General features: G+C 40.1%; 9 protein-coding genes and 1 pseudogene. All 10 read right to left on the reverse strand.

Features of this window, described 5'->3' with window-relative positions; translation table 11 throughout:
• Positions 1-703: pseudogene (locus SMIDD28_RS12140) on the reverse strand (DNA primase); the annotation flags it as partial.
• A complete protein-coding gene (locus tag SMIDD28_RS04550; protein ID WP_061425026.1) occupies positions 657-1,454 on the reverse strand; it encodes a bifunctional DNA primase/polymerase in 798 nt (265 codons plus the stop codon). The pseudogene SMIDD28_RS12140 and the gene SMIDD28_RS04550, both read right to left, overlap by 47 nt.
• Before the next feature lie 3 nt (positions 1,455-1,457).
• On the reverse strand, positions 1,458-1,940 hold the full coding sequence (locus SMIDD28_RS04555; RefSeq protein ID WP_061425277.1) for a DUF669 domain-containing protein: 483 nt from the start codon (positions 1,938-1,940) through the stop codon (positions 1,458-1,460).
• A 5-nt stretch (positions 1,941-1,945) separates the two neighbouring features.
• The gene (locus SMIDD28_RS04560; RefSeq protein ID WP_061425028.1) at positions 1,946-3,361 is read right to left on the reverse strand and encodes a DEAD/DEAH box helicase; all 1,416 of its coding nucleotides are present in this window, start codon (positions 3,359-3,361) and stop codon (positions 1,946-1,948) included.
• Complete coding sequence (locus SMIDD28_RS04565) at positions 3,318-4,019, reverse strand: AAA family ATPase (protein WP_061425030.1); 702 nt, start codon at positions 4,017-4,019, stop codon at positions 3,318-3,320. Before SMIDD28_RS04565 ends, SMIDD28_RS04560 begins: the two co-directional genes overlap by 44 nt.
• Positions 4,016-4,489 (reverse strand): siphovirus Gp157 family protein, encoded by a 474-nt coding sequence (locus tag SMIDD28_RS04570; RefSeq protein ID WP_061425032.1) that lies wholly within the window; start codon positions 4,487-4,489, stop codon positions 4,016-4,018. Before SMIDD28_RS04570 ends, SMIDD28_RS04565 begins: the two co-directional genes overlap by 4 nt.
• Positions 4,489-4,830, reverse strand: coding sequence for a hypothetical protein (locus SMIDD28_RS04575; protein WP_061425034.1), 342 nt, complete (start codon positions 4,828-4,830; stop codon positions 4,489-4,491). Before SMIDD28_RS04575 ends, SMIDD28_RS04570 begins: the two co-directional genes overlap by 1 nt.
• A 134-nt stretch (positions 4,831-4,964) precedes the next feature.
• Positions 4,965-5,156, reverse strand: a complete 192-nt coding sequence (locus SMIDD28_RS04580; RefSeq protein ID WP_061425039.1) for a hypothetical protein — start codon at positions 5,154-5,156, stop codon at positions 4,965-4,967.
• Positions 5,137-5,463: a hypothetical protein gene (locus SMIDD28_RS04585; protein WP_061425041.1), complete on the reverse strand. Its 327-nt coding sequence runs from the start codon at positions 5,461-5,463 to the stop codon at positions 5,137-5,139. The genes SMIDD28_RS04580 and SMIDD28_RS04585 overlap by 20 nt, the downstream gene beginning before the upstream one ends.
• Before the next feature lie 17 nt (positions 5,464-5,480).
• The gene (locus tag SMIDD28_RS04590; protein WP_061425043.1) at positions 5,481-5,747 is read right to left on the reverse strand and encodes a helix-turn-helix domain-containing protein; all 267 of its coding nucleotides are present in this window, start codon (positions 5,745-5,747) and stop codon (positions 5,481-5,483) included.
• Between the last annotated feature and the right edge of the window lie 60 nt (positions 5,748-5,807).

Here is a 5,807-nt window from a genome sequence, read left to right on the forward strand (position 1 = left end):
GCCAGATGAGTTCAACCAGTTCTTCATCTCCACTCATAAGGTCAAGCAACCAGCTATCAATATCCCACCCGTCAATTTCGGGCGATTTAGCAAAGTGGTCGTATTCAGTCCCAATAGTTGAGAATGCGACGAACTCATGTGTGAATGGTCGTAGTAATTTCTCTTTCTTGTCGTATATCCCGTTTTTCACTAAGATAAACCTACGAGGGTCTTTGTATTCCCCAATTGGAAAATCACATGAGAACCCCTCGTGTTGGTTCAATCGTGGTGTAGAAGCAAGCATGAAGAGAACGTTCTTGGATTTCGCTTCACTGAAATTTGGCTCCAGCAAACGAATGACTTTGTAAGCAAAACTAGGGTCTTTGTGATAATATCCCTTATCTGGATCATAGATTGCCACCCGTTCATTTGGTAGATTAACAATATATAAAATCTGTTCCATTCCTTTGGCGACTGCAAGCTCAGTTAAACGGGTAGGCGCTTTTTTATTTTCTTCTTTCGTACCGTACTGAGTTTCTTCCCACTTGACGTTTTCGAGCCAGTTTTTACGATATTCACGACAAGCCAAACGAATCTCACGCCAGTCATTTGCTTTCTCGATATAAGCTGGATGTTGGATAATATTGCTTCGATATTCTTTTTTTAATTTTTCTAAATCAAGAACCACCTCTTCTATCCATTTCCTTTCTAACCATACTTTCAAACGTTCTATCCACTTCATCGGCTGGCAGACTGTCTGGAGTATAGTGATTTGCTATCTTTGCTAGTAAATAGGCTGCATCCACATCAACACCACGCATTAGTAAGCCACCTATAAAACTCGCCAAGGCGTTGTTTCTACCACCTTTATCTCCCAAACCGAAAACGACTTGTTCGAATAGCTTGGCAGTCTTACTTGAGAACTCCCCTCGACTATAATCAGTCGTAAAGTTCATAGGTTCCTTGGGTTGTTTAGATGTTTGCAAGATTGAGATAATCTCAGCTGGTGCTTCTGCCATCTGTTCCGTGGATTTATCCCACTTATAACTTCCTTTGGCATTATTGCTGGGTGCAACCAAGACATAATTGTTCTTATTCGCCTTAATATCAATTCCTGGTTTAACTCGTATATCTTGACTTAACTCTATGCCTTTTGGTTTTTTAAGGAAAATGTGCTTTCCACCGCTTGGCGTAGTAGCTGTTAACGTTTTAGGGATATACTGAGACAATTCCCATTCTTTTAAAGACTCATAACCGTTCTCAGTCACCGATACATCAATATCGATGACAAAGAAATCGGTTGTTCTCCATGCGATGTTTGCATCGGGTTGCTCGTGCCAAAATCTCCGGATTTCATTCTCACTAAATGTTTTATCCTTAAATTTCGTGATTGCACGTTTGCTCTTCTTGTCTATTGGGATGACCGAGTAACCTAGTTTTTGATAATGAAGGGCATAATCTACCATCCCAACCATAGATTAGAATGGTAAATCTAAATCATCTGCTTTGGCTGGCGCTGGTTCAGACGATACCGCTCCAGAATAAGGTGGCAATTCTGATTGCTCCATCTTCTTGATATTCAAGTTATCGTAGGTCTTGCCATTGTATTCTGACTGCTCATTTTTCACGGTAACTTTCAGTGTTTTACCAATAATAAGTCCTAAGAATTGCTCGATTGTATTCACTTCAACTCCCTCTGGAATTTTAACTGCTTTAGAATAGCGTTGTAATGCCCACTCTGGATATTGAAGAGTTTGTTTATTGATCCATACCTTATCAAAGATTAGGTTGTTACGGAATTTCTGTTGGAAATCATCACGAATTTTAAGACGAATATCTAAGAAATCTGTTCCACTTTGACTTGCTGACTGTTCTGCTTGAGTTACAACTACTTCATATGTTCCGTCTTCGATAGATGAAAATTGTTCTGCTGCTTCATAATTTACTGAAAAAAGTGCCATGTTCATTATCTCCATAAATTTAATTCTTTTTGTTTGTGCCACAACCAACCAGGTTGATAGCCGTTGAGCAATCGGAATGCTTTCAATTCCGACAAGTTCTGACATTTCGTGTATCGTTTGCCGTAAGTCTTGACACGCCGATACACTTTCGCTTCTTCTGTCTTGACCTCTATTTCTTTGCCTTGAATGGTAATAAATTCCATTCCTTGATTGATTTTTGTTAATTGAACATCAGATTTATCTTGTTCAATTTCAATATCTTGAATATTTTTCTTTTTGACAATCTCAGCCTTACAGTATGGACAACAACCATCTACTAACTGGTCTCTCCAAAATGTCGCAAAGCATTTCTCACACGTCACCGTTGAACGTTCTGAAGATTGCTTTTTCTTCTTAGTGCCGTCTAGCGTCCACTCCCTATCGTCGTTTGGTAGACCGTGCCGAATATGATTTCCAACATGGTCTATCAAGATTGCTTTCTTGCCTTCTCTTGGATTTAAGGCCCTCATAGCAAACTGCAAATACAGAGAGAGCGAATCGGTCGGTCGTAACATGATACAGACATCTACGTTTGGCAAGTCAATTCCTTCTGTAAACAGATTGACATTGACCATGATTGTGAGTTTACCTTCTCTGAACGCCTGCATATGGTTCTCTCGTTCACTCTGTGGCGTTTTTCCGGACACGACCGCTGATTGGTAGCCTTGCTCTAAAAATCGCTTAGCGACCCTCTCAGCGTATTCTACACTGTGTGTATAAACGATAGCTTGTTTACCTTTGGCTAAACGCTCGTAGTGATCGATATAATCGCCATACGTTCCATTAAAACCAAACGCTACATCAATTGAGTGGTTAGTAAATTCTCCTGACCGTTTTTTAAGTTTGGCCATATCCAACAGATTGATGGAATAGTAATCAAACTCAGCGATATTTCCGTGGTCTTGAAGCCATCGGATGGATTTACCAACTACTAAATCATCTGCTAAATCGTGGAATCCTGAACCATCTAGTCGGATAGGCGTGCCTGTGAAAAATAATTGAGTGGCATTACTGAAATAATTTAAGATTGTCTGATATTGTTTTGCTTTGATATGATGCGCTTCATCTACCAAGATTACATCGACTTGAGGCAATCGTTCTAACTTTCGCACAATACTCCCAACCGTTCCGATGATAACCTTACCGAGATTAACTCCGCCACGCCTGAAAGTCTCATGAACCTGCTCATTGATTTCTTTCCTGTGGCTGAAAAACAATACGGTCTTATCTTTATCTGTTGCATTCTTAGCGATGTAAGACATCACGACCGTTTTCCCTGAACGTGGTGGGGATTGTACCATTATCTTCCGATTGCCTGCCTTCATGGATTTGATAACGTCAATTATCAGTTCCTTCTGGTAATCTCTGAGCAAAAAGCTCATCTACTTTACACCCCTTTCTATCGTCCAAACGGTTCTTGGCATAGACGCTGGCGCTTGGTTGTAAGATAAAACCTCTCACTTCCTCACCGTCGTCAGTCGTTTTCTTGACTAGACGAGCGACTACGTCTGTTAAACCAAGGAAATTATTTAAAATTTTGGAGCGAATATCTGGCATGGCCCTGTTGTAAATCATGCCATTCTCATCTGACCATTGATCTGATGTTTCCCAAGCCGTGAACACAATTCGTTTTTTTAATTGCAATAAGGCTCGTAGACTATCCAAAATCGTAAAATCGACTCGTTGGTAATCTGCCTGTGTTGGAACCCGATGATTTTTTCCATCTCGACCAAGGTTAGCAAGACACGCTCTGAATAATTCAGATACGTTATCCACAACGATTGTATCGTATGGCTTACCTGCACCTTGAAGCAATTCCTTAACGACAGTCAACCATTCATCCCAAATCTTATGTGTATCAACATCTGCGATATCGATGTTCGGATTACCAGCTAATACTTTGGCTGATTTATCAATATTAATTACCAACGTTTTTCCTGGAATGAATGAGATAGTCGTCGTTTTCCCAAAGCCTGGATTTCCATAAATCAGATAACAGGCATCATCATTCGTAATTTCTGTTGCTTTTGTTATTTTCATCTTATACTCAAATTCTTTCGTTCAACTAAGCTGGCACCAATAATTTCAAGACCATTCTTCAAATCCTCTTTCAAGCGCTTCTTGTCAGGTTTCCAAGTGGCTACCTTGTAGGATTCTGGCAAGACCGTTTCATCTACTTCAACGGCTTGAGATTTGCGGAATGAGACCTTAAATAAAGGTGTGTCTACACGTTCATGACCCGTCATGTTCATGCTTGCCGATAGTGTATCTTTTAAGTGGTCTTTCTTCTTCTCATCTGCTTTGTTTAATTCCGTCAAGCGTTTGATTTCTGCTTTACGGGCTTCAACGTCCGCATCGATATTCTTCATAACCTTGATATAGTTTTCAACCTTGGTTTCGTACTCAGTTTCCCAATCAATGGAGTCCAAGGTATCTAGTTTGGTCTCTTCGTCCAATTCCATGTTATAGATTTCAAGGTATTGTCCTGTTAGTTCGTAAAGTGTTGCCATTATTTCGTTACCTCTTTCATCAATTTATTCGCTTCTTTAATCAGCAGACGCATAACGTTACTATCCGTTTCTTTCTCTGCTGCTCTCGTAAGCATATCCACCCACTCACGTCTAGTGTCATTCTTCCAATCGAACAACTCAGTGAGTGATTTCTTGTGGTTAAAGTAAGGCGAGTAGTCAATTGACTCATCTTCTAAGCGGACGCATCTGCCTGCCTTGAGGTCTTTAAACAGATTAACCCTCACATTACTATTTGAAGTCCCGACAACCTCAGCCACTTCATCGTACGAGGCAGTAGGGTGGTCTCTATAATATTCCCTAATTCGTTCTGCTTGAGTCATTTAATCATACACCTTTCCTTTAAATTCATACTTGATTTCCACGCTTCCGCATTTCACACATTCGAGAGGTGGATAGTTATCGAACCAATCAAACTCATGTCCACATTCTGAACATCCACATTTCCAGATGTACATTATTTTCTCCTTAGTTTTAATTGGAAATTTTCTGCTTCTAATCTCTTTCTTAAAGATTGTTCTTGTTGCAATTGTTTCTTAAGATCATTGATTTCATTTTGCATATGCGCCATCATTTCAAGGTCGCGCATCTTCTCTCTACGCTTACAAGTGGATAAATCCCACGCTTGTCTATCCCATACGATTTGCATATCGTGCTCTCCTTGGCTCTGGCAAAGCTAATGGCTCAGGGCGTAAACCTACAGGCGGTTCGTTGTCGTAGGTAAATCCAGGGAACTCTCTACGGATATTCTTGCGGATTTGTTGACGTTCTGCCTCTCTACCACGTTCGTAAGCATGGTTATAACCTTGGATAATCATAGACGCAAATTCTTGCTCTTCTCGTCTTTCTTCTTCCTCTCGTTGTTCTTGCAGTTTGATATGACAGCATGCCCCTGCAAATCCAATCAGCAAGGCTCCAACACCCATCAACTGGTCTAAAATCGGTGGTTCAAACATTGTTCCTCTCTCCTTTATTAAATTACTAAATACGCTTGGATGAATTCATCCAATTCTTTTTTGTCAATTCTCTTGGTTCCGTCTATCTTGTAAAGATTCAATCCCATTCGTAACCATTTCCTGATAGTATTCGCACTACAATCCGAATAGTTAGCAGCACTCTCTATTGATAACCAACGTTTTTCCAACGTCTCATGCTCAAGCAATTCTTGAAATGATTCTTTAAATTGAGTTCTTACATCTAATCGGATACCATTTTCACATTCTTCACTAAGTAGGTTCACAACAGCCTCCTAATGTGTTATAATTCAGTTAGTTAATTTTGATATGCGCCTGATTTATGT

It is taken from the genome of Streptococcus mitis (assembly GCF_001579045.1).
Taxonomy (GTDB): Bacteria; Bacillota; Bacilli; order Lactobacillales; family Streptococcaceae; genus Streptococcus; species Streptococcus mitis_D.

What these genes read in the sequence shown, in the direction of transcription:
- SMIDD28_RS04565 (WP_061425030.1), bottom strand. Translation starts at nt 4,019, where the DNA reads ATGAAAATAACAAAAGCAACAGAAATTACGAATGATGATGCCTGTTAT.
- SMIDD28_RS04555 (WP_061425277.1), bottom strand. Translation starts at nt 1,940, where the DNA reads ATGGCACTTTTTTCAGTAAATTATGAAGCAGCAGAACAATTTTCATCT.
- SMIDD28_RS04585 (WP_061425041.1), bottom strand. Translation starts at nt 5,463, where the DNA reads ATGTTTGAACCACCGATTTTAGACCAGTTGATGGGTGTTGGAGCCTTG.
- SMIDD28_RS04570 (WP_061425032.1), bottom strand. Translation starts at nt 4,489, where the DNA reads ATGGCAACACTTTACGAACTAACAGGACAATACCTTGAAATCTATAAC.
- SMIDD28_RS04580 (WP_061425039.1), bottom strand. Translation starts at nt 5,156, where the DNA reads ATGCAAATCGTATGGGATAGACAAGCGTGGGATTTATCCACTTGTAAG.
- SMIDD28_RS04560 (WP_061425028.1), bottom strand. Translation starts at nt 3,361, where the DNA reads ATGAGCTTTTTGCTCAGAGATTACCAGAAGGAACTGATAATTGACGTT.
- SMIDD28_RS04575 (WP_061425034.1), bottom strand. Translation starts at nt 4,830, where the DNA reads ATGACTCAAGCAGAACGAATTAGGGAATATTATAGAGACCACCCTACT.
- SMIDD28_RS04550 (WP_061425026.1), bottom strand. Translation starts at nt 1,454, where the DNA reads ATGGTTGGGATGGTAGATTATGCCCTTCATTATCAAAAACTAGGTTAC.